Origin of the sequence: Sphingobacterium cellulitidis, from assembly GCF_043187465.1 — a bacterium.
Taxonomy (GTDB): domain Bacteria; phylum Bacteroidota; class Bacteroidia; order Sphingobacteriales; family Sphingobacteriaceae; genus Sphingobacterium; species Sphingobacterium cellulitidis.
In genome coordinates this window covers 1,254,425-1,274,527 of sequence record NZ_CP171136.1, presented here as the reverse complement: position 1 = coordinate 1,274,527, position 20,103 = coordinate 1,254,425, and the positions used below count along the sequence as shown (strand labels likewise).

Here is a 20,103-nt window from a genome sequence, read left to right as displayed (position 1 = left end):
GAAATTTATCGCGGAGCCAAACACTACCTTTCAGAGCCAAAGCCTGCAACATTTTCTAACGCTATCATAAGCATTTATAAATTCGACTTCCATAGTAAAATTGAGCAAACAATGGAAGTAATTGCAATACAAAAGTCGGCACTAGACGGAATGAAAAATGAGCTAAAAGCACTTTTGGAATTGACCGAAAATGCCACACAGAAATATACGCCCATTTTTAAAGCGGAACAATGGCTCGATAACCAGGAAGTATGTCTGATGATGAACATTACCAAGCGGACTTTACAGACCCACAAAAGCAAAGGACTATTACCGTATTCAAAACTGAACCGTAAAAATTATTATAAACGCTCAGATGTACAGGCTTTGCTCGAAGCCGGACAGCTGGACAATACTACTGAAAATGGATTTATTCACGAATGATAGTGACGATATCATCGCCCACAGGGAAATGATTACACAGCTACGAAATCGTATTGAACAGATATTAAAAAACTACCGTCCTGTAATGAACGGTGAAATATATCTTTCGGGCGAAGATGTGTGCAAGCTGTTACATATCAGCAGACGGACTTTACAGCAATATCGTGATGACCAAATACTCCCATACATCCAGATAGGCGGCAAAATCATTTTTAAGCAAACCGACCTTTTACGGATACTTGAACAAAACTATGTCTGCAATGGACAAAAGAACAAGTAACGGATTTCAAGCAATCATATTTCTATATCGAAACGAGTTTAGTATCTTTGCTATGTAAAATATAGAAATACTTAAAGTGTTTTTGCTTTAAGTCCCACATTGAAAACTGGTAATTTTTAGACAACGGGACGATAAGGAAGAACGCTCATGCCATAGGCGTGGGCGCTCGCTTATTCGTTGTCGGGTATACCAGTACCTCAATGTGCGGTAAGTGTAGTTGCCTGCGCTTTCTTTTTGTGCAGGAACTTCATCTAACTCAAAAAAAGGTAACGTATGAAAACTGGTACTGTACAAGAAACAATCTCCCTGTCTTTTATCAATGACAAAAGCCCTGTAACCGATAACATCTGCAAAGATCTCGCTGCATCTGGAATGGAAATACTATCTCGGTCAGAAAGCATTGAAAATGGGCTAACACAGTTGTCTTCATTGAATGAACTCCCCAAAGTCTGTATTATTGACTTGGATTTTTACGACCAAAATGTGCTTAAACAGCTTCAAGAATTAAGGAAAGAGTACCCTGCAATCAAACTGGTTGCCCATAGCGATATTGATGATGAGAAAGTTGGGAAATCTCTTTTAGAGATTGGGTTTTCAAGTTATCTACTACTTGGAAGCGATGTTGATGATTTTAAGAAAGCTATCTTCAGTGCTTAAGACTATATTTCATCATCATCGTCTCCATACCAACTTGAAGTATCCACATCGTAGTCATCGACCTCAAACTTAGAGGACGGAAAATCCTCTTCAATTTGATAGCGTATCTTCGTTTCAAAAGGGAATGTTTCTGGCAAGTCTAATCCATCACCTTCACGTCTTTCTTTATTAGACCCATATTCAAGAATCACATGTAAATCTCCAAAGACGTCCACTACAATTTCATATTCATTAATTTCTGAAATATGATATTCTGACACTTCACTATATTCCAGTGAATGGTGAGGTGCAAGTCGATCAACATTCTCAAAAAAATTAGTTACAACGGATGATACCATATGCTCTTCGATATGTCCATCAAGGAATTGTTTAAGATCTTCACGATAGTTCTCAATTGTTTCTACCAAACTAATAAAAGAGTTAAGTACATCTTGGCTCATACGCTCAATTTCAGAATCGCTAATATTAAACACCTCAGGATTAATATGGGTATACTTGCTTAAAGTATTGATTGTTTCTTTTACATCCTTTATCATGTCTTTGAGTTCGTCAACCTCAAATCCCCAACGATCTAAAAAAGTGTCGTCTATTCCACCTTGGACTGCGTATTTAATTCTTTGGTTTCTTGTAGGTTTTCCGTCTGCAGTTTCGGGGCTAAACCAAACACAATTTTTCACACGTTCTTCCGGAGCAAGGTTATATAAAAAATGTCGTGACAACTCCCTTATAGAGCATGCAAAATTATTAAAGCGAAGTTTGTTTGTTCGATCATTTAAGCTAGCAATTGAAGCTTCAAATAAATCCAACTCAAATTGGTTGGATAGTAATTGTTTTATTTTTTCGGCTTTCTCCATAGTCTCTACATATAAAAGCTGTATTTAAGCTGCATACTATCTTCTTGGTTCAAATATTTTAATATTTCTCCAACATTTCTCGCACATTCAATTGTAATAGGCATCTGCCTATCAAATTGTGTATTATTCCAATTCATTTTGGTTAATGCAAGGATTTCATCGCAAATGATGTTTGGAGATTCATCATGTTGTGCTAATTTTATTTCAATGGCTCGAGGGATATATCTACCTGGATACGTTTCGTAGTACGGCACAGATCCTCTTGTATATAGCAAGTGGTGTTTATAACTCATAGCGAAATGTGTTCCCCTCATCGGCGGATAATTGCCATTCCTGTATAATCTTAAATCAGATGTTTGTATAGAAACTAAGTCAACTTGATTTATATGCAAATCACGAGCTGCTTGGGTAAACCCGTAAACTTCATCTTCACTGAAGTTAGAGGTCTTATGGATTACTAGTCTTTTCGGAAAAATTTTTACGGCTTCATAATATTCAGTTAGGGACTGCTTTAGAAGATTGAATGCTTGTTCTTCACTTAGATGTGGTGTTCTATCGTTTTTTTTCAAAGTAATTTCCTCACCTCTTAAAATGACACCTTTCCCTAACTCATTAAATATTTGGGCAATACTTGTTTGTGTTGAGCTTCTATCTCTACTTTTAAAGAAGCTTATACCGGCATAACAAGTAGTTTCAGCAGTGTCTTTTCTGATCAATGCCCAAGGCGTTCCTGAAGCTTTATAGTATAATGCTGTAAAAAAATTCCAAGCAACCGTTGCAGGATCTTGCATCTCTTTGGTTGGTTTTGCAACTCTATCCCTAATGATTTGGATAGGCACATTATATTGCATTGCCTTTGCTTTAAGATTTCTCCTGAAATTCTGTTCTTTTGAAGAAACCTCATCTTCATCAAAATCACGTTCATGAACTTCAGTTTCTTCTTCATCTTCACCAGAAGCTTTTGCCTTAGCTTCGGTAATATGTTTCATTAAATTTTCAGGCAAAGCGCAAAGAATTACATCTGGTTTTTTGTTTTTAGATAAGAATTTGATTTCAGCTAAATAGAGTTCTGTAATTTCTGCAATTATCGTTTCCAGGGAGTTGCTTTTCTTGACGATTTTCTCTAAATCAGAGTTATTTAACTTTCTTAGGTATGTATCATCATAATTGATCTCGCACTTAAAGCCTATACTTTTATTGAAACCGCAAAAATTTAGAAAAAGGTTGGGATGTGGGGTTTTACTTTGTTTTCCATCAATATGGGTTTTGCATGATTCTATCCATTCTAAAACTGCATCAACACTGTCAGATTTTCCAACTACTCCAATGGTGATTTTTTCAGGTCTAACTTGATCAATATCAAATGGATTAAAATTGTAAATGCCACTTTTAGGACAAATCTGATGTCCTAAGCCAAATTGTAATGATGGTTCTTCTATATATCTTAATTTCATTGATCAGAAAAAATTGAGTTGGTTAATTCGTTATCAAGGCTTATTTCCGTTGGAGTAAACTCAGATGTTTCTTCAACGATTTTAACGGGTATCCATTTTTGTTCATCTAGGCTGGGAGATAAACTTAATGGCTCATTTTTCGAGGTCTGCAGGTATGGATATTCAGTAACAAACAGGTCCGTATAAGATAAGTAGTACGCAAAGAATCTAAAGTAATTGTAAACAGAATTGTTATTCTCAAGTCGTTTTATTCCTGCCATATATGCTGATTCAAATCGACTTTCCCTATATCCACCCGGATTTGTAAAGCTCCATGTTGGATTTATGACCAAATACCAATCTATTTCAAAATTTAAAAAAGATGCTTTGAATGCTAAGTGTCTATAACAGATTATGTGCCCCTCCTTCTTATTTGTCATTTCGAATATTACTGTCTTGGTAGACTCTTTTTTACCCTTCCATCTAATTTGCTTTGCTTTAGGAGGTCTTGAATTGGCAAATCTGAAAATTCCTCTTGGCGGGAAGAATTCTATTCCTTTATAATAGCAAAGTTGGATCAGAGATTTTCTTAAAAGGTTTTTGAATACTTTGTTACTCGCTTCATCTTGTTCGTAGAAGTCTTTACAATCCAAAGTAGTTATTGTGCCAGCATCTATAATTTTTCTCAATGGTTCGTTGTTTTTAGATAAATCCCGAAAAGTATAAATACACTTTTCATGTAAAATCCAGTCTTCAAAATATACTTTATTTTGTTTTAAAGCCTTTTTGACCAGTGTGTTTGGCTTCAACTTTTTCACTTTCCTTTTTCCAATACTCTCCAAATAATCGTTTAGATTTTCGAGGATAGCTTCTTCATTAATAAACAATTCTGCCTTATACAAAACCTTCGGAAATGATATTTTAACCATGTTAGGCGAAATATCTTCTGGCTCGTTATTCAAGTATCCATTTTCGAACTTAAGCTGGCGCTGTTCAATCTGTATATCCGAAAACTCATGCTCGTATAATTTAGAAATCGCTTGAATTTTGGGCGTTGAGCTTATAGCATTTATTTTCTGAAGAATAACGTCCTTGTCTATAATATGGTCACTTGACTCAAACCCAAAAATATCGGGTATTACATCTTTCAGTTTTGCATCATTGTATTGCGGCTTCTTTTCTGTGAGAATATATAAGTAGAGTACATCAAACTCATTTTGTAGGTCATACTTTGAGAATGTTTCGAGCGTAGTCCTAATTTTATCAAGAGAAGATGTTGACGTAATTTGAAAAGCCACCCTATTCTTAAAGTCGGCCAGATCAATTGCTGGAAAATTTTTCTTTTTTGTAGAATTAAGATTTTCAAGTTCCAACCCGAAAACCTCATTTAATAACGGTACCAAAAAATTCTCTGCATGGATATTAATATGATAATTTCCTATTGCATTAAACCCTTCCACTTCGTGGACAAATCTCGCTGCACAAGTAGTGATCTTGTTGATGTATTCAATCCTGTTCAATTTTTGAAATATTTCGAGGTTTATTATTTAGTTTGTGACATATACTTTATCTTCTTTTCGGCAACTCTAAGAGTTTTATCCGCCAACGATTCGTCTTTTAGCTCAATTGCAATTTTCTCACTGAGGTATTGAATAAGTAATTCTTCTCGTTCTATGCCCAAAATATCTGCGAGTTTAAAAACCTGTTCCTTATTGATATTTCTTTGCCCTCTTTCAATTTTACTCAGAATTGCTGTATCCATTTCGAGCAAAGCAGCAACTTGCCTTAAGAGAAGCCCTTTCTCCTCTCGTTTAGCACGTAATATTTCTCCAACTGTTTTTTTATAATCCATTTTGTGTATTTGAAATATTCTACTTGACAAATAATGTCAAATATACGTTATTCCTTTAACTATTAATCGCATTGAGCAGGCAATATATTATTAACCAGTTATTGTGGCTCTTCAAGGTAATTATCTGATAAAATTAATAACTGTGTGGCGGTAAATAATGCGGCGTTCTTTTGCTTCTTTTCTTTGGTCGCCAATGTGGCAAGAAAAGAAGTTCCCTAAAACAACAAAAGGGATAATGAACATCCCTCAAATAATGTCGCAACCTGTTTGGTAAAATGTGCCGGAATGAATGGTGGGTAGGCATCCCATTTTGCCAAAGAGGTTGCTCCGATTTATGCAAAAAGACTGTCCCGACCATCGGGAGGGAGTGTCTTTTTGCCGCCCGATTTTCCAATCAGGCGACTTTTATAGGATGGGTTCGGAAATCTTTCAGGTTGTGAAAAAATCCCCTGTATGGTGTCAAACCATTTTTAAACATACCCCATAACAGTGAACAACCCATCTGAACCAATGAGGAATTGATATACAAGTCCTGCTTTTCCAACGCTTCGGCAAGGGAACAGCTCGGTGTATCGTCTTCCAGTTCGGATTGTTTAAGCAGTTCGCCAAATTCATCCGTAACCATTGGCAGGCTTGCCACCGTTTCATATTTCTCTGAATTGGGTTGGCGAATTTTTCCTATGGTAGATAGTAAAACTTGTCCTGTATGTTGACTGTTGCCGAAGTCCAACCAATAACGTGGGCGGTTGGAATAGGGTCTTCCATTGCTCAATTCACTTAATATTTCCGCAATTTCAAATCTTGCTTTTACGCTATCCACACAGGAAATATAAATACTTCCTCCTGCATTTTCGGGGAAACTGTCGCTATTGTCTTTTTCAAATTTCCTTGCTTCCGCTTTCCAGTTCGTACCTGAGAAGCGATTTATACGGTTAATGATAGCAACAGATTTGTACAAACCGACCTCACTTTCTGCAAAACGCTGTCTTCCTAAATTGGCTTGGGTAATTACATCATCATCCCAAAGACGAATAAACAACCCTGCGTGTCCTAACTCGTTTAGGCTGTGGTTCATCTCAAGCAAGGCAGTCATTACTTTTGAGCCTGTACCACCTGCACCGATTACGTTTACCGTTATGGGATTGGTAGGATTTATCAAATCGCTGTCCGTAAAATGGACTTTTAAAATTTCTTTGCTCATTACAATATCGTTTTTATGGTCTTGTTTGTCTTTTTCAATATATCTTTAGGAAAGGCTTTGTCTGTGCCGATGAGGTCTTTCCAAAGGCTTACACAATTTCCTTTTATGGGGTTGTGTTCGTTTACCAAGTGACTGAAATAGCTGTTAAAAAAGTAGCTTTCCCACGCTTGCATAAATTCTTCAACCGAAGCAGAATTTTTGATATTGATATCTACAGTTCCCATACATACGTGTCCGTCCTCGTAAATATTGAAAAATGGTGCGTGAAATAATACGGTATTCTCGGTAGGTCTTCGGTCTTTTTCTAGGGCGAAAACAATAAGGCTCTGTTTGCTTGCATACCAAAGCATTGCAGGTACTTTCGCCGTACCGTTTGGTATTTCAAGACTTTCAGTAAAGAACATTTTGACTTTTCGTGCTTTGGTGTACCAAAGTACCGTACCGTTTTCACTCGGATTAATGTGCAGGACGTTGGTAGGCAGAATGCCGTTAGATTTTAAAAATGCCTTGCTCTTTTCCTTTTCCGTATTGAGTGCTTTTGCCAATTCTTTAGCTTCTCTCTCGGTCAAAGGATGGGCGTTGATTGGATTACCGTTCCTATCCATATCAAAATGCTCTACATAGGTGGTTCTATTACTTCCTTTGGTTTGGTAAAAAACCAAAGCCGATAAAGGGTGGTAAAGCGTTCCAAAGTTTTGTGTTATATCTTTCATTTTAGAGTATCTAAAAGTTATTCAGTATGTATATCAATTCCTCAATTAAGGCAAAAACACGGTTTTCAAATTCAAGGGTATTTGCAGTAATATCACTACCATCAAACCTTTTCACAATGGTGGGTTCTTCCATTTGTCCGTATTCTTGCAACTCGGTGTTCACGCTCTCAAAAAGTGTTTGAAACAAAATACCTTTTGCATCGGCACAGAACGAAACGTACTTTTCCACACCTATACTATTTTCCATATCTTCTTCGCTTGCTTCTCCGCTTGGCAGGGCATTACGGTTTATGGTAGCATTCGGGTATTGTTCATACAAGGCAAAGGCTTCACTTGCCAGTTTGTAGCAATCTTGGTCAAAGCTGTCTTTGATTTTAAAGGAGTTTAAACGGACTGCAAATCGGCTCAAATTGTGCTTGTTGTAAATTTTCTGCTCCATACGTTCGCCTATCTGTTCTGATTGCCTAATCTCGCTTAAATACGTTGTCGTGTCCTCATTCTCGTCATCGCTTACAATCCACTCTGTTACCATTTCATACATCCAATACAGATAACTGTTTTCCTGTCGATAGTAAGGAACATCTGCAATGTGGTATAGGTACGCACACACGGATTGCAATAGCTGTACGGCTTGCTTGCGATTGGGATGCTTAGATAGTCGGTACAATGGCACTACGGGAATGTAATACAGGGTTGCACCTGTACTGTACCGTTCTTCACTTACGAAATACGTTTTCTTACTATCCTGTATCAAACGGAGTTCTTCCCAATCACGAAACTTCTTTCTTAACTGTTCCTCTGTGGAATCCAAAGCTAAAGCGATATTGTAGGGATAGCCGTACTGCCTGGACTGCATAGGTTGTATACCGTAATGCCCTGCCAATTTGGAAAGGGACTGATAAAAATCCCTTTCCGTCTTTTCCGATTTTCCACAAGCCTGTACGGTTTGTGCTTCTTGCAGTTTAGGCAGAAATGAGCATTTTAGAAAACCATTGGTAGTACCGTTATCGGTACCGATTTCATTTTGTCTTTTCTTATTTCGTCTGCGTTCTTTGGTCTTTGCATCCAATCTGCGAACTCGCCCAACTGTTTGTGCAAAGTCTTCTGTTTCGGTTGCTGTAGGGTTTTGATGATGCCCGATATGATATTGCGTTGCATAATTCATTTTTTTTGATTTTTGATTTAACCTTTCGTTCCCATTACACTCTCAAATCGGTACTGTATTGTATCGTCACGGATAACAGGGGCAGATACTTTGGCAGTGGTCAGTATCGGATAAGAATTTGCATAGAAATTCATTACGGCTTCCACGCTCCAACGTGGTTCGGGGTCAGTCAATGGAATATCCTGTCCTTTATCTTTGAGTATGAAAATTCTCGGTAATACTGTTGCTAATAACATAATGTTCGTTTTTAATTGTTAATATTCTACTTCTTCGTTTGTTGTATTTATTGGGCAATAGGTAGCAACCTCCTCCGTTTTTGGCGGTTCGGGTTGCTCCTCCGTTACTCCACCAAAAAGGCTCGGTGTCCCGAACTTGTCGGACAATGACGTTTTGCGTTTGCGTATCTCGTCCGCTTTTTCGGGAAACTCCGTAATGTCGGGTACTTTCATCCACGCTTCACGGAACTTGCCCTCTTTCTCCAACTCGTCCACCTTTGCCATACCGTCTTTGTACTTCTTGTCTTTGGTTTCTTTTTCCTTTTTGGCTTTCTCGGTTTTCTGCTTCTCCATTTCGGATTGCAGTTTGACGGTTTCCATTTGCTTCATAAAGGCTTCCATATCCACCATTAAACCCGATATGGCTTTAATTGGTGCGTTTATCTGCTCAAAAAATCCCTCGTCAAACTCCTGCGAAGTGGCGTTAAAAATCAATGGGGGAATGAGGTTTTTCGCACTATCTCCGCATTGCTCATTGTTGAGCAATACTGTTACGATTAGTTTGTTTTCTATCCCCTTAGAAATGTTCAGTTGCAATATTCCTGTAAAATCCAACTGCTGTACTTGATTGAAAAAATTTGTGTTCATTGCTGTGAGTTTTAATGTGTTGTTACTTGTTCTTTGATGGCTGTAAGTTTCTCGTACATATCCGCCCAATAGGCTTTTTGCCTCTTGTCGAACTCGGAAAAACGCTCGTCCTCGTGGCGGTATTCTTTGTACCGCCCTGCTATTTTTATGGCTTCCTTTAAATCCGTTACTTCGATTTGGCAACCGTTTAAATCTGTTACGTACATCATTAATCGTCTTTTAGGATTACCATCGTGTTATGATTAAAGGCATAGTCAAACGCACCGTTTGATACCCTATGCCTTCTTCGCAGTTCCACGCCCTCATCATCCCAACCAAAATCGGGAAGACCGTTTACCCTTGCCACAAGCTGTGCATTGGTCAAGTGCTTAAATCGCTCCCTGCAAAACTTTTCAAGGTCTGTTTCTTTGGTAATTCTATCTGTTGTTTCCATCTTTGATTGCTTTAAGTGTTAATGACTGATTTCTGCTATTTGGTCAATCCTGCCATAGATTATACTCCGTAGGCTCGTTTTGTCGGGTGCGCTGTATTCCTGCCAACTGTCGTACTGCTTCACTACATAGGTTTTTAGAATATCATCAAACCCAAACCGATAACCCATTAGGGGAACTGCCCCGTTAAAAAAGGCGTTTCGGTTTACCGCTTCCGCAATCCAATTTTTCTCGGCTCGGCTTAGCTTCTCGCCCTTGTTCAGTTTTTCCCTTAGCTGATAGACCTTTGAGGTTTTCAGCGTTTCCAATTCGGGTACTTCGTGGCTGACAAATTTTATCGCTATGGCGTTCGTTTCCATTGTAACTGCTTTTGAATGTTATGCGTTAATCTTCGGTGGCATAAACCCCATTTACATAGTAGCCGTGTAATTTTTCCCAAAGGCGTACTAAACCGTTCGTGTCTATATAGAAATGCTCTGTACGATTGCAGTAAATGATAAATACGCTTTCGCCTTTGTGCTTCTTTTCAAGGCTCTTGGCTCTCGCCAAATTTTTGGCTTCCTCTATTGTTATCGCTTTCATAAAACTTATTTTTAACAGGCTACCACCGATTGTGGCGGTAGCCTGTGATTATCTAATTGAGGTTTAGGATTTCCGCACCGTCTGTCGCAAAGGCTGTACATAGGTCAAATGCTTTTTGTCCTTTCATTTGAGCCGTTCCACCCAATACAATACTCTGTAACTTGGCTTCGTCATCCCTGTAATTGCGTACATTTTGGAAGTAGCCTGTAACAGCATTGTATGCTCCGAACAATGTGCCTTTTGTAGTGTCCATTTGTTGCGTATCACTCGTCATTGCATAGGCAAACGCATCGTTCACGGCATTTTTAAACATTGTTGATATTTCGTCTTCAGCACCTTTTTTGATGAGCTCAAGGGTTTCTTTGTTCGGGCATAGTGCCAATTGGATTAGCTTTCTGACCTCTTGGTCTGTTGCCCTTATCGTTGTCCAGTCATTGAAAATACCCTGTAGCTGGTCGCTCAATGTGTTGGCTAACCCCATTATCCTATGTGCATTCTCGATACGCTGTTTTGCTCCCGATGTGTGCTTGATACGGACTACATTGGTCATATTCCGCAATGAAGCGTTAAGGGTGTTTTGGCAAACGATACGGATAGGCGTAAACGCTGCGGTAATACTTCCGCTTCCGTCGTGGCTTGTGGTAAGGAAGATGTATTTTTCCGTAACATCATCGCCATTGCCTACACGGATATAGTCGGGCAATTTGGCTGTGATAAAAATGCGTTCGCCTTTGCCCAATGCCCCTGCGGTTTCGTACAGAATACCCTCGCCACCTCCTACGATAGCATCAAAGAAACTGAACGCTTCACGGTTTTGTACGATGTGGTAATCTTTACCCACTACGCCCAATACGGCATTGTTATCGGTGCGTATGTTGGCGAAACAGTTAGGTACTTCCAGTTCGTTACTGCCTATCTCGATACCGTCTGCGGTTTCGGTAATGCCCGAACCTTTGGTAAACAGAGGGGATTTGACTACCTCGTAATCTAACCCTGCGTGTCGGATAGCTTCCTCGCTTGTGGGGTACTGCTCTACGATTTGCCCCAGACCGTGCCACGCTTTTTGCTGAACGCTAAAGAATGAATAACGTCCTGTTTTCTCGTTGTAATTGATGTTATGTGCCATAATGCTAAAATTTTGATGTTGAAAAACGATTGAATATTCGTTGTTAAAATGGGAGGTCGTCCTCGGTTGATATTCCTGCAATGCTGTTGTTTTCTGCTTTTGCAGTAACCTGTACGGTTTCGGCTCTATTGCTACCTCCGTGCAATTTGATTTGTGAGGTATGGAAATTAAGTCCTGCTCTTGGTTCTCCGTCTTTGTTTACCCACGCTCTCGGACTTACACGCCCTGTGAGTTCTACCAAAGTGCCTTTTGTCAGTAGCCTTGCCACGTTTGGAGTTATCCAGTAGGCACAATCGAAGTAGGTGGTTTGCTCTACTCGTTCGCCCTGTTTGTTACGGTAGCTGTCGTTTACCGCTACTGAAAAGTTTACCACCTGTTTTTCGTTCGACAATGTGCGTACTTCCGCATTTCTTGTCAGTCTGCCTGTGATGTTCATTTTCGCTGATTTTTAGTGATTGATATTTGATTTAATTTTTCTGATTTATTCGGTAATGAGAGGAGGTGCTGTTTCGTTTCATTACCATTTTTAATGCTTATAATTTTCATAACTGACATTTTTTTTATTCGTCCAAAGAGCCGGAGTATGCTATGTTTCGTTTCACGAGCATAAAAGGTTCGTGTTTAGCCGACACAAGGTTTTGAAAAATAAATACTACCCAGCGGGTGGAGATTTTTTTTCAAACTTGCTTGACCTTTTGGCGGTGTTAAGAACACGGAAATACCTTTGCTCTTGAAATGGGACAATAGTGCATACAGGCTTCTTTGAATAAAAGAAATGTGGAAGCCGAGAAAATTGCATTAGAAAATGGTCTGTTTTGAATTGAAATAATACTTCCAATTCGTCGGATTGATAAATGTTTTCTTAAGGTGTGGTTCTCAAAACCACAGAACAGGGATTTTAAAAATATCTGAAAATGGGAATAGCGGAGAGGTTTTTTTTAAAAATTTCTGTTTCAGAAATAGCCGGAAAGCTCTTTTACTGCGAGGATATTGCTATGGGAGGTAAATGTGCTTTGGCTGCAAAAAGTACCGGCAAAAAAAAAGCAGGATCGTCAAATCCTGCTTGATATCATTTATTTTTTAATATTTTAATCCCTAACTCCCATCAACACCATCCATTAGTTTCCGGATATCTTCATACCGATAATACATCAATCCACCGATTTTCGTGAACGGTAACGTTCCGTTTAGCCGAAGGTTTTGGAGTGTCCCCGCTGAAATCCCCAATAATTCTCGGATCTCGTAACTCTTGAGCCATTCCCGAGGCTCCTTTTCGGCTTTTCTCGGATGTGGTCTATTTCTCCTGATTTCTTCAAGAAGTTCCTTTTTAAAGCTATCTAAGTCTTCTTTAGTGATAAGTTCTACTTTCATTTGCGCTGCTTTTTAATGTTTCTAAATTCTCTCCTCTAGAACAGAATTGATTTATGGTCTTTTCTGTCTTTACGGATACAAATGAACCAAAAGTATCTACGAATTTGATCAACATGGCAGTCAGTGGTTGCATTTGGCGTCCAAAGGCACACATATAGTATTGCATCCATTAAAATTACAACCTTACCTCGTTTCATTTCAATAATGATCTAGAAGTATCTAATCCTGGGAAGCCATTCTAACCTCTAACTTGTGCATATCCTCACTTAGCTTATGTTCCAACACCTTAGCATAAATTTGGGTGGTACGTATAGATGTATGGCCAAGCATTTTACTCACCGATTCAATTGGCACACCATTGCTTAATGTCACCGTTGTAGCAAAAGTATGCCTTGCGAGATGGAACGTTAAATTTTTATTGATGCCGCAAATTTCTGCGATCTCTTTTAAATAACCGTTCATTCGCTGGTTGGATATGACAGGGAAGATCGTTCCATTCGCCTCAGCTACCGGATGCCCTCTGTACTTCTTAAGAAGATCTGAAGCCTCGGGCAGCAAAGGAACTCGAACCGTTGTATCGGTCTTTTGTCTTTTTGTCGTCAACCAATCTTTTCCGTCGATTCCTTTTGAAATATTTTCGGGGGTCAGGTTAAAAATGTCGATGTAAGCAAGACCTGTATAGCAACTAAAAATGAACATGTCCGACACGGATTGCAGACGCTCTATTGAAAAGGATTTATTAAGCAAAACAGTTAGCTCCTCTTTTGACAAATGGCCTCTTTCTACCTTTTCAAACCGAAGTTTGTATTTGGCAAATGGATCCCTAACCAGCCAATCCATCGTAACAGCCAAATTGACCATCTTCCGCAAACGTTCCATATGTTTCATCACCCCATTATTATTTATGGGCTTATGATGATCTTTAGGTTTGTAGTCATTAAGGAAGTTTTCAAAATCCAAAATGAACCGATAGTTCAGTTCATCCAACGGTATGTCTTTTTTTCCATATTTTTGTTTTATAAATTTTTGAATATAGGTTTCGGTGGTATAATAATTTTTCATGGTACCGGGGGCAAGTTTACTTACTGCCACTTGTTTATGGTATTCCACTAGCTTTAGAAGAGTCATTGTTTCCTCTATGTCCTCGCCTAGGTAGACAGATTTAACCGCTTCAATGGTAACGGTTTTATTTTGCTGCACCAACTGGTGATAACAATCGAAAATAAGGGAGCGTACCTGCTCCATGTGGCTGTTCAGCTTTACGATTTCTTGGCGTTTTCCTTTTGCTCTTCCTTTTACTTCGTCCCAATTGTTGATCGATACTTTGCTTTTTAGGGAAATTTCAGTTCTACGGCCGTTTACTGTAATCCTTGCATAAACAGTGGCCATTTCGTCTTTCTTGTTCTTGGGCAACCGTAACAGGAATTGAATCCCAAAAGTGTTTTTACTCTTCATATCCATTTATTTTATGTTCAACTGATACACTTTAGTGCAGTTCTCTCAATCCAACTATTGGATATGATGCAGTAAAGAAGTCAAACAATAATAAATAGCATCAAAATAAATGTTGTAAATAAATGATTTACAATTATTTATAAGCTATCCGGTGAGTAAATATAAAACTTAAAAAGACTCACCGTTTAACTCACATTTAGATTGATATTTATTGGGGTTTCCTGATATAATATAAAACAAAAAACCCTCAAATTCATAGAATTTGAGGGTTTTTGACCTTACTTAGTGTAAGTGTTGTCGGGGTGGCAGGATTCGAACCTACGACCTCCACATCCCAAATGTGGCGCGATACCGGGCTACGCTACACCCCGAGAAGGTATCACCTTTTTCTTGTGTGGCACAAATATACAACCTTTCCATACAATCTTCCAAATAGTAATCGAAACATTAAATTAACATATTGATTATTATGAGAATAAATTACTTTTTCTACGACACAATAACCCCCATTTCAACGTTTATACTATTAAATAGGAATAAAATACGATATTTGAACAAGAATGAAACAAGCTTTAAACATAATTTCCAAAACAATTATGACGAAACTTTTTAGAAATTGCTTAATCTTATCCCTTTTTCTGACTGCCTGTGTTTCGAATACAAAAGAGGAAAAAGGCAATGATACAACAAGTGTAGAAAACCCTGAAGAATATAATTTAACAAAGGTGGAAGCATTGGAAGATTATATCCTTGCCTTGGATTCTACTGACATCGAAAGCGTAGGCAAAGCAACCACTAAATTCAAGGAGCTCTTCGAAAACAAAGAAAATCCTGAAAATGATAAAGCAGTCGCTTTACTTATGGATTATATCGATAAAGTATCCATGTATGGAAATCGTTCCGCATTTGATGAAGAAATAAACTACAGACCCTTAGTAAATATTGAATTCGATGGAGGAAAGGCTGCAGTTCCTTCAGACCTTGAAAAAGCCTATGATAAAATTAATCGTAATGGCTTTAGAGTTCGTGAAACTGAAGGTATGTTTGACCTAGAACCTAATCCATTGTATTTTCAAGATAATTTCTATCCATATATCTCATCGGATCTTGAGATATTATTACAACAAATTGGAAGAGATAATATGGAAGGTTATGCAGATGATGCTGCAATTGCAATTCCTTTCCAGTCATTGGTACAAAGAACCGTTTGGTATGAAGATTTTGCAAATAAGACCAAAGGTTCAGTAGCCGGAGAAAAAGCCCAAAAGGAATACGAGAAATACTTCACAACCCTTACGATTGGAATGGATAATACCCCAGCCATTGAAAGCCAACAAATTTCACCATATTTTCAGGAAGCTTATACTTATTTAAAAGATTTTGCTCCAAATTCTGCGACTTATAAAAAACTAGAACCTTATATCACATTGCTACAGGAACAAAAAATCGATGAGGCGAAAGCATTACTTCCTAATCTAATTGGCAGAAGCATCAATTAATATCTTCTTTCATGCGTTCTCTTCCCAAACCCAAAAAGACGGTCGATTTACATGCCGAGGCTTTTCTCGCCGACTTGGATAATTATGAGTTGGATGAATTGCTCATGGAAACAATTGATTACCTCAGGGAACAACTAGATGCTGCCATTTATTGGGATTATCCGGAAATAAAATTTATTCATGGAAAAGGTAAAGGCGCACTAAGGAATGCCATCTATGAGGAATTAAAAGTCTATAAACAATCCAATGCTATTAGCCACTTTTACCCTTCTTATTCCAATGAAGATATTGTAGTCGTGGTAATTGGCTTATAAGACTTTGATTCGATAAACCTCGTAGGGATATTGAACCTGATCCTTCCCATTATTCCATGTCGGCAATAACTGCATTTGAGCACAAGAAAAATACAAATATCCATCTGAACCTACACCAAGGGAATCAGGCCATAGCAATCTAGAATCCTGTACCAGCATTTCTAATTTCCCTTCTGGAGTTATTCGTCTAATGGAATAATCCAAGGAGGTTGTTAAATAAACATTCCCTACCTTATCAGCAACCAAACCGTGTGTCACTCCTACTTCCCCAAGATCTTCCACTTTTGCTAACAAATCATTTTCATTTATACTAGAATCAGCCAAGTATTTAGTTTCAATTCTATAAAGATTCAAGGCACTAATAGGTTTAAAATAGAACCATTTATTATCCTTGGTCAAAGCAATACCATTCACATTAGATTTAAAAGGATTACCATCCTTATCCTTCATTTCATGTCCATTATAGGATAAAATAATATTTGGATTGGCTACAGTAAAAGGAGTATTGCTTAATACTTTTCTCGTATTACCAGTTTTCAGATCTAACACAATTATGGAGGCTTGGCCAGGATCTGAAAGATAAGCTAACTGTTTATCAGTATCCACACGGACATCATTCAAGCCGGATTTGTCTTTATCTAAATCTTCAAAAGTAAAGACTTTTTTTACCTGGTTACTCTTCAAATCTATTTGAACAAGCTTGAATTGTCCTTGAGAGGTATTATTCCCATCCTTCCCAAAAATAGATCCAGCTGATGCAGGTTTCGAATCCAATACCCACAGTTGATCATTGGTATCAACATAGATATCTTGGACATTGACAAAGTGTTTTTCAAAATCCCCCGAGGTAGCATTCCATTTATTATCTGGAAAAGCCTTCCGCTCACCCTTTACAATTTCTGCTAAACCATATAAATATGGCTCTTTATGAGGGAAAGAAACAAAAACTCTATTATCAGAAGAAACGGAAACACCAATGGGTTGTGATTTTCCAAAAGATGCAACCAGCTCTAAATGGGGACTTTTAGTTTGCGACATAACATTGAAAGTAAGGGAAATAGCAAATATTAAATTTATCAGGAAATATTTCATCATCATATTTTATCGATTGTTTACATGCAATATATTAAATAACAAATGAAGAGAAATACTGTTTTAATCAATTGATTTTCAATAGCATATTTTAAAAGTTAAATGAATTAGTGCATGACTAAAACAAAAAAGGCTACTAAAATTAGCAGCCTTTTTAGCTTATTGGATTGTAAACCCTAAATGGGATTTATACAAATCCATGTTCTCAAAATTATTTTTGAGCCTCAGTAATGGTAATTTTTCTAAATTCAATTGGCCCATGATCACCTTGAATATACAATGGTCCTGGTTCTCCTTCTTTAGAATCCAAAGCACCACCAGTGATTCCTGGGATTTCTTGTTGATTAATAACAGTTTGACCATTGATAGCAACTGTTACTAAACGTCCAACCAAAGTAATCTCCATATTATTCCACTCATTAGGTCCGTTTGTAACCATGGCATTAGGTGTCAAGAAACCGTAGATTGCTCCAAAATAAAGGTTGCCTGGGTGTCTATCTTTAGGGGAATCTTCGATTTGTACCTCATAACGTCCTCTTAAGTAAACTCCCGAGTTACTTCCTTCAGGATATTTGAATTCCAGGTTAAGTTTGAAGTCTTCAAAAGATTTTTCAGTGATTAAGTTAGCACCAGCTTCTTCATTTGTTAAGATTCCATCTTTAACCACCCATTTGTTTTTATCATTAGAAGGCTTCCAACCCGTTAGGTCTTTACCATTGAATAATTCAACTGGCGTTCCCCATTTAGGAGCAGCAGTTCTATTCAAATATGGAGCTTTAGTTCCTGTAAATGTATATTTCTCACCATTGTTATTGGTGATCGTACCTTTTAGATCTGCACCTGCTAATTCACCTTCAATTACAACATCTCCTTCGCCACCTTCCCATTGTGGTGGAATAGCAAAAGAGAATTTACCGTCTTGCAATTTAATATGTGAAATAGGTCTGCTACTTCCAGAATCGCCAACCCAATAGCCTACCAAAGTAGTAAAACCAGATAATTTGATTTCAATCCAAGAAGGTACTTGTTTTCCATTCTTGTCTACATTAAGATCCCAGCGACCCAAAAGCTCTTTGGATTCCTCAGGAATAGTTTGTGATGCAGGATTATGTTCCACCTCTTCTTTTTTCTCTTGGTTGTCTGCTTTTTCCTGTGTACCATTTTGACATGAAGTCAAGCCCAATCCAAGGATACTTGAGATAGCTAAACCGTAAACAAATTGTTTGATCATCTTTAATTATTTTTGATTGATTTTTTTAAACTTTATAATATTGTTCGAAACCTTGTCTTGGCGGTGGTCCGATTAATAGTGCATTAGCAAATTTATCATTTGTAATTTCTTTTTTCACAGGATCGAACTTAAATTTTCCATTTAATCGCTGTGCTATCACACCTAAACAGAATACTTGACTCAAAGGTCCTGCAATATCGAATGAAGAACGAGTCTTTTCTTCCCCTTTACAAGCTTTTAAGAAGTTGGCAAAGTGATTAGAAGGAGTATTAGGTACTTCCGGTAGTTTATTCGCCAAATCTTTTGCTTTAGACTCTGGAATAATCGACAATGTACTGGCATGTGAACCACCTTTGAAGGTAAGATCCTTACCATAAATAATTTTTCCTGGATTTAATTTTGCAGGTTCTAGATTTCCTGTGCTTGGCGGTGGAATATTGGGATCCAATCCTGAAACTCCATAGCCCTCTGGAATTGGAGGAAGATTATTAATACCATCATACCACATAATATCTAATGCAGGCATTCCCTTGCGTTTTGGAAAGCTAAATTTCAAGGTAGAAGACATTGGGAAGAAGAAAGAATTATGTCCTTCTAACATCTCTGCTCCTACTTCCGTAGGTAATCCTAATTTCAGGAACTCATGGGATGTATCCAAGATATGGGCTCCCCAATCTCCTAATGCTCCCATTCCAAAATCAAACCAACATCTCCACTGTCCATTCACAAAATCCTTGTTATAGTTGTGTCCCAATGTTTGCATTTGCCATAAATCCCAATCCATCGTACTAGGAATTGCTTCTGCAGGTGGGAAGTTCTTCATATTTACATCCCAGCCATGCCATCTACGTGGCATATTCATATGGCCTACAATCTGAGTTACATCTTTAATGATACCTGCCTCAGTCCATGCCTTAAATTGAAAATAGTTAGCTTCAGAATGTCCTTGATTACCCATTTGAGTAGCCAATTTTGGATTTTTCCGAGCCTTTTCCATCATCAACTCCACTTCTAAAAAAGTACGAGCCATTGGCTTCTCTACATAAACATGCTTTCCAAGATCCAATGCCATCATGGTAATTGGGAAATGAGAAAAATCTGGTACACCTACAGTTACCGCATCGATTTGATTCCCCATCTTATCAAACATTTGTCTGAAATCCTGGAATCTCGGAACATCTGGAAATTGCTTGATTGCAGCTTCCGTATGTTTTGCACCCATATCCACATCACATAATGCAACGATATTACATAACCCGGTTTTATGAAGTTCCATAAGGATCTCTCCCCCTCTAAAACCTATCCCAATTGCAGCTAAGTTAACTCGCTCATTAGGTTTTGCCATTACAATACTGCCTAATGGACTACTAGCCAAAGTCAAGGCTCCTCCAGCAATTATGGATTTCTTTAAAAAACTCCTTCGAGAAAAATAATGATTCATCTGTAATATGTTTAGGTTTATGAATGTTACATGAATGATTAGCTTAAAAATAAAAAAAAAACCTAATTTAAGAGACCTTATTGGTTAATAAACTATAAACCTGTTACACAAAACACATAA

Annotated in this window: 27 protein-coding genes and 1 tRNA gene; 6 read left to right on the top strand and 22 right to left on the bottom strand. The window is 37.9% G+C overall.

Annotated elements, in window-relative coordinates:
* Positions 1-111 precede the first annotated feature (111 nt).
* From ACF3OC_RS05535 to ACF3OC_RS05525, 3 genes are all read left to right on the top strand, one after another.
* Entirely contained in the window at positions 112-423 is a 312-nt protein-coding gene (locus tag ACF3OC_RS05535; protein WP_037459849.1) for a helix-turn-helix domain-containing protein, read from the top strand.
* On the top strand, positions 404-703 hold the full coding sequence (locus ACF3OC_RS05530; protein ID WP_002993159.1) for a helix-turn-helix domain-containing protein: 300 nt from the start codon (positions 404-406) through the stop codon (positions 701-703). The genes ACF3OC_RS05535 and ACF3OC_RS05530 overlap by 20 nt, the downstream gene beginning before the upstream one ends.
* 273 nt (positions 704-976) lie before the next feature.
* Complete coding sequence (locus ACF3OC_RS05525) at positions 977-1,360, top strand: response regulator transcription factor (RefSeq protein WP_002993158.1); 384 nt, start codon at positions 977-979, stop codon at positions 1,358-1,360.
* Between the two features lie 2 nt (positions 1,361-1,362).
* Here the strand turns inward: ACF3OC_RS05525 and ACF3OC_RS05520 are convergent, their stop codons facing one another.
* From ACF3OC_RS05520 to ACF3OC_RS05450, 15 genes are all read right to left on the bottom strand, one after another.
* Positions 1,363-2,214, bottom strand: a complete 852-nt coding sequence (locus ACF3OC_RS05520; RefSeq protein ID WP_002993157.1) for a hypothetical protein — start codon at positions 2,212-2,214, stop codon at positions 1,363-1,365.
* Between the two features lie 5 nt (positions 2,215-2,219).
* On the bottom strand, positions 2,220-3,668 hold the full coding sequence (locus ACF3OC_RS05515) for a hypothetical protein (RefSeq protein ID WP_002993156.1): 1,449 nt from the start codon (positions 3,666-3,668) through the stop codon (positions 2,220-2,222).
* Positions 3,665-5,167: an SMEK domain-containing protein gene (locus ACF3OC_RS05510; protein WP_144043683.1), complete on the bottom strand. Its 1,503-nt coding sequence runs from the start codon at positions 5,165-5,167 to the stop codon at positions 3,665-3,667. Before ACF3OC_RS05510 ends, ACF3OC_RS05515 begins: the two co-directional genes overlap by 4 nt.
* Before the next feature lie 23 nt (positions 5,168-5,190).
* A complete protein-coding gene (locus ACF3OC_RS05505; protein WP_002993154.1) occupies positions 5,191-5,499 on the bottom strand; it encodes a helix-turn-helix domain-containing protein in 309 nt (102 codons plus the stop codon).
* A 394-nt stretch (positions 5,500-5,893) separates the two neighbouring features.
* A complete protein-coding gene (locus ACF3OC_RS05500; RefSeq protein WP_094280378.1) occupies positions 5,894-6,700 on the bottom strand; it encodes a PRTRC system ThiF family protein in 807 nt (268 codons plus the stop codon).
* Positions 6,700-7,413 carry a PRTRC system protein B gene (locus tag ACF3OC_RS05495; protein ID WP_002993152.1) on the bottom strand — a complete coding sequence of 238 codons (714 nt, stop codon included), beginning with the start codon at positions 7,411-7,413 and terminating at the stop codon, positions 6,700-6,702. Before ACF3OC_RS05495 ends, ACF3OC_RS05500 begins: the two co-directional genes overlap by 1 nt.
* Positions 7,414-7,423: 10 nt before the next feature.
* Positions 7,424-8,578, bottom strand: coding sequence for a hypothetical protein (locus ACF3OC_RS05490; protein WP_094280377.1), 1,155 nt, complete (start codon positions 8,576-8,578; stop codon positions 7,424-7,426).
* A gap of 17 nt (positions 8,579-8,595) precedes the next feature.
* Positions 8,596-8,814 carry a PRTRC system protein C gene (locus ACF3OC_RS05485; RefSeq protein WP_002993150.1) on the bottom strand — a complete coding sequence of 73 codons (219 nt, stop codon included), beginning with the start codon at positions 8,812-8,814 and terminating at the stop codon, positions 8,596-8,598.
* Positions 8,815-8,832: 18 nt separating this feature from the next.
* Entirely contained in the window at positions 8,833-9,441 is a 609-nt protein-coding gene (locus tag ACF3OC_RS05480; RefSeq protein WP_002993149.1) for a PRTRC system protein E, read from the bottom strand.
* An 11-nt stretch (positions 9,442-9,452) separates the two neighbouring features.
* Positions 9,453-9,650, bottom strand: a complete 198-nt coding sequence (locus ACF3OC_RS05475; protein ID WP_002993148.1) for a hypothetical protein — start codon at positions 9,648-9,650, stop codon at positions 9,453-9,455.
* Positions 9,650-9,874 (bottom strand): hypothetical protein, encoded by a 225-nt coding sequence (locus ACF3OC_RS05470; protein WP_002993146.1) that lies wholly within the window; start codon positions 9,872-9,874, stop codon positions 9,650-9,652. Before ACF3OC_RS05470 ends, ACF3OC_RS05475 begins: the two co-directional genes overlap by 1 nt.
* Positions 9,875-9,892: 18 nt before the next feature.
* Positions 9,893-10,231: a hypothetical protein gene (locus tag ACF3OC_RS05465; protein ID WP_002993145.1), complete on the bottom strand. Its 339-nt coding sequence runs from the start codon at positions 10,229-10,231 to the stop codon at positions 9,893-9,895.
* Between the two features lie 25 nt (positions 10,232-10,256).
* The gene (locus ACF3OC_RS05460) at positions 10,257-10,454 is read right to left on the bottom strand and encodes a hypothetical protein (RefSeq protein ID WP_002993144.1); all 198 of its coding nucleotides are present in this window, start codon (positions 10,452-10,454) and stop codon (positions 10,257-10,259) included.
* A 52-nt stretch (positions 10,455-10,506) separates the two neighbouring features.
* Positions 10,507-11,580 (bottom strand): DUF932 domain-containing protein, encoded by a 1,074-nt coding sequence (locus tag ACF3OC_RS05455; protein ID WP_002993143.1) that lies wholly within the window; start codon positions 11,578-11,580, stop codon positions 10,507-10,509.
* A 43-nt stretch (positions 11,581-11,623) separates the two neighbouring features.
* Entirely contained in the window at positions 11,624-12,016 is a 393-nt protein-coding gene (locus tag ACF3OC_RS05450; RefSeq protein WP_002993142.1) for a single-stranded DNA-binding protein, read from the bottom strand.
* 478 nt (positions 12,017-12,494) lie between these two features.
* Between ACF3OC_RS05450 and ACF3OC_RS05445 the strand changes: the two genes are divergently transcribed.
* Positions 12,495-12,647: a hypothetical protein gene (locus ACF3OC_RS05445; RefSeq protein WP_002993140.1), complete on the top strand. Its 153-nt coding sequence runs from the start codon at positions 12,495-12,497 to the stop codon at positions 12,645-12,647.
* Between the two features lie 28 nt (positions 12,648-12,675).
* Here the strand turns inward: ACF3OC_RS05445 and ACF3OC_RS05440 are convergent, their stop codons facing one another.
* From ACF3OC_RS05440 to ACF3OC_RS05425, 4 genes are all read right to left on the bottom strand, one after another.
* Entirely contained in the window at positions 12,676-12,951 is a 276-nt protein-coding gene (locus tag ACF3OC_RS05440; RefSeq protein WP_002993139.1) for a helix-turn-helix domain-containing protein, read from the bottom strand.
* A complete protein-coding gene (locus ACF3OC_RS05435) occupies positions 12,929-13,117 on the bottom strand; it encodes a hypothetical protein (RefSeq protein ID WP_144034608.1) in 189 nt (62 codons plus the stop codon). Before ACF3OC_RS05435 ends, ACF3OC_RS05440 begins: the two co-directional genes overlap by 23 nt.
* A gap of 53 nt (positions 13,118-13,170) precedes the next feature.
* The gene (locus ACF3OC_RS05430; RefSeq protein ID WP_306427040.1) at positions 13,171-14,406 is read right to left on the bottom strand and encodes a site-specific integrase; all 1,236 of its coding nucleotides are present in this window, start codon (positions 14,404-14,406) and stop codon (positions 13,171-13,173) included.
* A gap of 297 nt (positions 14,407-14,703) precedes the next feature.
* Positions 14,704-14,777, bottom strand: a tRNA-Pro gene (locus tag ACF3OC_RS05425).
* Positions 14,778-15,002: 225 nt separating this feature from the next.
* Between ACF3OC_RS05425 and ACF3OC_RS05420 the strand changes: the two genes are divergently transcribed.
* Both ACF3OC_RS05420 and ACF3OC_RS05415 read left to right on the top strand, forming a co-directional pair.
* Positions 15,003-15,905, top strand: coding sequence for a hypothetical protein (locus ACF3OC_RS05420; protein ID WP_144043682.1), 903 nt, complete (start codon positions 15,003-15,005; stop codon positions 15,903-15,905).
* A gap of 11 nt (positions 15,906-15,916) precedes the next feature.
* A complete protein-coding gene (locus tag ACF3OC_RS05415; RefSeq protein WP_094280374.1) occupies positions 15,917-16,219 on the top strand; it encodes a Smr/MutS family protein in 303 nt (100 codons plus the stop codon).
* Here ACF3OC_RS05415 and ACF3OC_RS05410 read toward each other — a convergent pair.
* The 3 genes from ACF3OC_RS05410 to ACF3OC_RS05400 form a co-directional block, all read right to left on the bottom strand.
* Positions 16,214-17,257 carry a major royal jelly family protein gene (locus ACF3OC_RS05410; RefSeq protein WP_256962508.1) on the bottom strand — a complete coding sequence of 348 codons (1,044 nt, stop codon included), beginning with the start codon at positions 17,255-17,257 and terminating at the stop codon, positions 16,214-16,216. The two genes, ACF3OC_RS05415 and ACF3OC_RS05410, sit on opposite strands and share 6 nt — an antisense overlap.
* A gap of 265 nt (positions 17,258-17,522) precedes the next feature.
* Positions 17,523-18,542 (bottom strand): DUF1080 domain-containing protein, encoded by a 1,020-nt coding sequence (locus ACF3OC_RS05405; RefSeq protein ID WP_094258214.1) that lies wholly within the window; start codon positions 18,540-18,542, stop codon positions 17,523-17,525.
* A 25-nt stretch (positions 18,543-18,567) separates the two neighbouring features.
* On the bottom strand, positions 18,568-19,983 hold the full coding sequence (locus ACF3OC_RS05400; protein WP_094258213.1) for a Gfo/Idh/MocA family oxidoreductase: 1,416 nt from the start codon (positions 19,981-19,983) through the stop codon (positions 18,568-18,570).
* Between the last annotated feature and the right edge of the window lie 120 nt (positions 19,984-20,103).

What these genes read in the sequence shown, in the direction of transcription:
- ACF3OC_RS05500 (WP_094280378.1), bottom strand. Translation starts at nt 6,700, where the DNA reads ATGAGCAAAGAAATTTTAAAAGTCCATTTTACGGACAGCGATTTGATA.
- ACF3OC_RS05410 (WP_256962508.1), bottom strand. Translation starts at nt 17,257, where the DNA reads ATGTCGCAAACTAAAAGTCCCCATTTAGAGCTGGTTGCATCTTTTGGA.
- ACF3OC_RS05495 (WP_002993152.1), bottom strand. Translation starts at nt 7,413, where the DNA reads ATGAAAGATATAACACAAAACTTTGGAACGCTTTACCACCCTTTATCG.
- ACF3OC_RS05530 (WP_002993159.1), top strand. Translation starts at nt 404, where the DNA reads ATGGATTTATTCACGAATGATAGTGACGATATCATCGCCCACAGGGAA.
- ACF3OC_RS05490 (WP_094280377.1), bottom strand. Translation starts at nt 8,578, where the DNA reads ATGAATTATGCAACGCAATATCATATCGGGCATCATCAAAACCCTACA.
- ACF3OC_RS05440 (WP_002993139.1), bottom strand. Translation starts at nt 12,951, where the DNA reads ATGAAAGTAGAACTTATCACTAAAGAAGACTTAGATAGCTTTAAAAAG.
- ACF3OC_RS05505 (WP_002993154.1), bottom strand. Translation starts at nt 5,499, where the DNA reads ATGGATTATAAAAAAACAGTTGGAGAAATATTACGTGCTAAACGAGAG.
- ACF3OC_RS05405 (WP_094258214.1), bottom strand. Translation starts at nt 18,542, where the DNA reads ATGATCAAACAATTTGTTTACGGTTTAGCTATCTCAAGTATCCTTGGA.
- ACF3OC_RS05465 (WP_002993145.1), bottom strand. Translation starts at nt 10,231, where the DNA reads ATGGAAACGAACGCCATAGCGATAAAATTTGTCAGCCACGAAGTACCC.
- ACF3OC_RS05435 (WP_144034608.1), bottom strand. Translation starts at nt 13,117, where the DNA reads ATGCAATACTATATGTGTGCCTTTGGACGCCAAATGCAACCACTGACT.
- ACF3OC_RS05400 (WP_094258213.1), bottom strand. Translation starts at nt 19,983, where the DNA reads ATGAATCATTATTTTTCTCGAAGGAGTTTTTTAAAGAAATCCATAATT.
- ACF3OC_RS05430 (WP_306427040.1), bottom strand. Translation starts at nt 14,406, where the DNA reads ATGAAGAGTAAAAACACTTTTGGGATTCAATTCCTGTTACGGTTGCCC.
- ACF3OC_RS05525 (WP_002993158.1), top strand. Translation starts at nt 977, where the DNA reads ATGAAAACTGGTACTGTACAAGAAACAATCTCCCTGTCTTTTATCAAT.
- ACF3OC_RS05445 (WP_002993140.1), top strand. Translation starts at nt 12,495, where the DNA reads ATGGGAATAGCGGAGAGGTTTTTTTTAAAAATTTCTGTTTCAGAAATA.
- ACF3OC_RS05460 (WP_002993144.1), bottom strand. Translation starts at nt 10,454, where the DNA reads ATGAAAGCGATAACAATAGAGGAAGCCAAAAATTTGGCGAGAGCCAAG.
- ACF3OC_RS05520 (WP_002993157.1), bottom strand. Translation starts at nt 2,214, where the DNA reads ATGGAGAAAGCCGAAAAAATAAAACAATTACTATCCAACCAATTTGAG.
- ACF3OC_RS05485 (WP_002993150.1), bottom strand. Translation starts at nt 8,814, where the DNA reads ATGTTATTAGCAACAGTATTACCGAGAATTTTCATACTCAAAGATAAA.
- ACF3OC_RS05450 (WP_002993142.1), bottom strand. Translation starts at nt 12,016, where the DNA reads ATGAACATCACAGGCAGACTGACAAGAAATGCGGAAGTACGCACATTG.
- ACF3OC_RS05475 (WP_002993148.1), bottom strand. Translation starts at nt 9,650, where the DNA reads ATGATGTACGTAACAGATTTAAACGGTTGCCAAATCGAAGTAACGGAT.
- ACF3OC_RS05515 (WP_002993156.1), bottom strand. Translation starts at nt 3,668, where the DNA reads ATGAAATTAAGATATATAGAAGAACCATCATTACAATTTGGCTTAGGA.
- ACF3OC_RS05480 (WP_002993149.1), bottom strand. Translation starts at nt 9,441, where the DNA reads ATGAACACAAATTTTTTCAATCAAGTACAGCAGTTGGATTTTACAGGA.
- ACF3OC_RS05535 (WP_037459849.1), top strand. Translation starts at nt 112, where the DNA reads ATGGAAGTAATTGCAATACAAAAGTCGGCACTAGACGGAATGAAAAAT.
- ACF3OC_RS05455 (WP_002993143.1), bottom strand. Translation starts at nt 11,580, where the DNA reads ATGGCACATAACATCAATTACAACGAGAAAACAGGACGTTATTCATTC.
- ACF3OC_RS05420 (WP_144043682.1), top strand. Translation starts at nt 15,003, where the DNA reads ATGACGAAACTTTTTAGAAATTGCTTAATCTTATCCCTTTTTCTGACT.
- ACF3OC_RS05470 (WP_002993146.1), bottom strand. Translation starts at nt 9,874, where the DNA reads ATGGAAACAACAGATAGAATTACCAAAGAAACAGACCTTGAAAAGTTT.
- ACF3OC_RS05415 (WP_094280374.1), top strand. Translation starts at nt 15,917, where the DNA reads ATGCGTTCTCTTCCCAAACCCAAAAAGACGGTCGATTTACATGCCGAG.